The following is a 2,787-nucleotide window of genomic DNA, read 5'->3' on the forward strand; positions in this document are numbered from 1 at the left end:
CGGCCCAGATCGTCTTGCCGGCGGACGTCTGGCGGCTGCCCCAGCGCTCGGCGACCTGCGCGACGAGGAGCAGTCCGCGTCCGCCCTCGTCGAAGACCCGGGCCCGCCGCAGATGGGGGGCGGCGCTGCTGGAGTCGGAGACCTCGCAGATGAGGGCGTCGGCGCGGATCAGCCGCAGATGGATGGGGGCGTTGCCGTAGCGCATCGCGTTGGTGACCAGCTCGCTGACGATCAGCTCGGTGGCGAAGTCGAGGTCGGCCAGTCCCCATGCGTCGAGTTGCTCGGCCGCCATCCGGCGGGCCCCGCCGACGGCCGCGGGGTCCAGGGGCAGCTCCCAGGTGCTGACCCGGTCGGCGCCGAGCGTGGCGGTCCTGGCGAGGAGCAGGACGATGTCGTCGGCAGGGGGGTCGGGCCGCACCTTGCGGAGCACCTCGTCGCAGATCTCCTCCAGATCGGCGGCGGGATGGCGCAGCGCCTCGGTCAGCAGGTCGAGTCCGACGTCGACGTCGCGGCCGGGGGCCTCGATCAGGCCGTCGGTGTAGAGGGCGAGCGTGCTGCCCTCGGCCATGTCGATCCGGGCGGCCTCGAAGGGCAGTCCGCCCAGGCCGAGCGGTGGCCCGGGGGGCAGCTCCAGCACCTCCACGGTGCCGTCGGGCCGCATCAGGACGGGCGGTGGGTGCCCGGCCCGGGCCAGGTCGCAGCAACCGGCCACGGGGTCGTAGACGGCGTAGAGGCAGGTGGCCCCGACCTCGCCCGAGGCGCCCTCCGCTGCGCTCCGCGCGTCCGGGCCCTCCTCCCGGTCGAGGCGGATCACCAGGTCGTCCAGCCGGGTGAGCAGTTCGTCGGGGGTGAAGTCGGCGTCGGCGAGGGTCCGTACGGCGGAGCGGAGCCGGCCCATCGTGGCGGAGGCGTGCACGCCGTGGCCGACCACGTCGCCCACCACCAGTGCCACGCGTCCCCCGGACAGGGAGATGACGTCGAACCAGTCTCCGCCGATCTCGTCCCCGGGGCCCGCGGGCAGGTACCGGTAGGCGAGGTCCGCGGACTCCACCTCGGGGAGGCGCTCGGGCAGGAGGCTGCGCTGGAGGGTGATCGCGGTGTGCCGCTCACGGGTGTAGCGGCGGGCGTTGTCGATGCTCACCGCCGCCCTGGCGGCGATCTCCTCGGCCAGCACCAGGTCGTCCTCGCTGAAGGCGTCCTCGGTGCGGTGGCGCAGCAGGAGCATCACGCCGAGGGTGATGCCCCGGGCGCGGAGCGGCACCATCAGCACCGAATGGATCTTGAAGCGCCGCATGTTGTCGATGCGTCCCGGGGAGGCGGCCAGCCACTCCCGCAGCAGGGGGTCGCCCGCGCTGTGGTAGCTGCCGCGGCCGGTGATCAGGGCCTCGGCCGCCGGGGAGCCGGGCGGGTGGATGTCGATGTCGCCCGTGGCGACCACGGATTCCGGGACTCCCTTGAGCACCGACCGCTGTGCGTTACGGCGGCAGACGACCGGCGCGTCCGGGGGCACGGGCTGCGGCTCGTGGCCCTGGACGACCGACTCCAGCAGGTCGACGGTGGCGAAGTCGGCGAACCCCGTCACCGCCACCTCGGCCAGTTCCTCGGCGGTCCGGGTCACGTCGAGGGTGCTGCCGATGCGCACGCTGGCGTCGTTCAGCACGGCCAGGCGCCGGCGGGCCCAGTACTGCTCGGTGATGTCGATGACCAGGGCCGACAGTCCCAGTACGGAGCCCGCCCTGTCCTTCAGCGGGGACAGGAACAGCGACCACGCGTGGTCGCGGACCTCACCGGAGGCCCGGAAGGGCTGCTCCTCGCGGTAGATCATCTCTCCGGTGCGCGCGACCTCGTGCTGGAGACGGTCGATCTCGTCCAGGGGCGGGGCGGGGTAGATCTCCCACAGCGTCCGCCCTCTCATCTCGTCCGGGTTCAGCCCCATGGCCTGGCTCATCACCTGGTTGCAGGTGACGAACCGGGCCTCGCTGTCGTAGATGGCGACGGGCAGCGGGAGCTGCGCGAGCGTGATGTCCCAGAGTTCGGCGGGCCCCGTGTCCGTCGGCCCGGCGGAGTAGGTCACCGCCGCCGGGGTGAGGACCCAGTGGGTCCCGCCCCGCCCGTCGAGCAGGGGGGTGCCCCGCAGCCGCACGATGACCCGGTCGCCGTCCCGTTTCCGAAGCCCCACGTCGCTCGTCCAGGGTTCGCGGGCGGCCAGGTGACGCCGGGTCGCCGTGGGCAGCCTCGCGGTCCGCAGGTGCGCGGCCGGCCGGCCCACCACCTCCTCGGGCGGGTACCCGAGGAGCCGCCGGGCACCGTCGCTCCACACCAGGACGACTCCGCGGGCGTCGACGACGACCGCGAAGTCGTCCGGTACGGCCGGTCCCTCCGCTTCCCTGGTCGTGTCGGGCTCGTTGTCCATGGGCGTACCCCGACGTCGTTCTGCCGTTGTCCAGCACGGCGCTGTGCGCCCGGCACGGGCGCTGCCTCCAGCATCCCGCCGCGGGGCATCCCGCTCAACCGGTTGCGCGGCGCGCACCGACCTCCGGGGCCGGGGTGGAGCCCGTCAGACGGGCGTCGACGCCGACGGCACGAAGGGCGCGCCGTGGCCGGGGACTATGAGGGCCGGGCCGAGGGCGAGGACCTTCTCCCTGGCGGCCCGCAGCTGGTCGCGGTCGGGGGCGAAGGGGTCGTCGGCCGGCCCCTCGGCGGTCCACCACAGATGGGTGAGGACCACGAGGCCCTCCTTCGCGGTCACCAGGGTGCTGACGTCCTCGGCGGTGTGGCCGGGCGTGG

At 73.9% G+C, this 2,787-nt stretch carries 1 protein-coding gene and 1 pseudogene; both read right to left on the minus strand.

What is annotated here, in order from left to right; translation table 11 throughout:
- Window positions 1-2,413, minus strand: a 2,413-nt coding sequence (locus AOK15_RS30760; RefSeq protein WP_055521614.1) for a SpoIIE family protein phosphatase, incomplete at its 3' end; no start/stop codon positions are given.
- Between the two features lie 144 nt (window positions 2,414-2,557).
- Window positions 2,558-2,787 (minus strand): annotated as a pseudogene (locus tag AOK15_RS47510) (MBL fold metallo-hydrolase); the annotation flags it as partial.

It is taken from the genome of Streptomyces ossamyceticus, assembly GCF_001418475.1.
GTDB lineage: Bacteria > Actinomycetota > Actinomycetes > Streptomycetales > Streptomycetaceae > Streptomyces > Streptomyces ossamyceticus.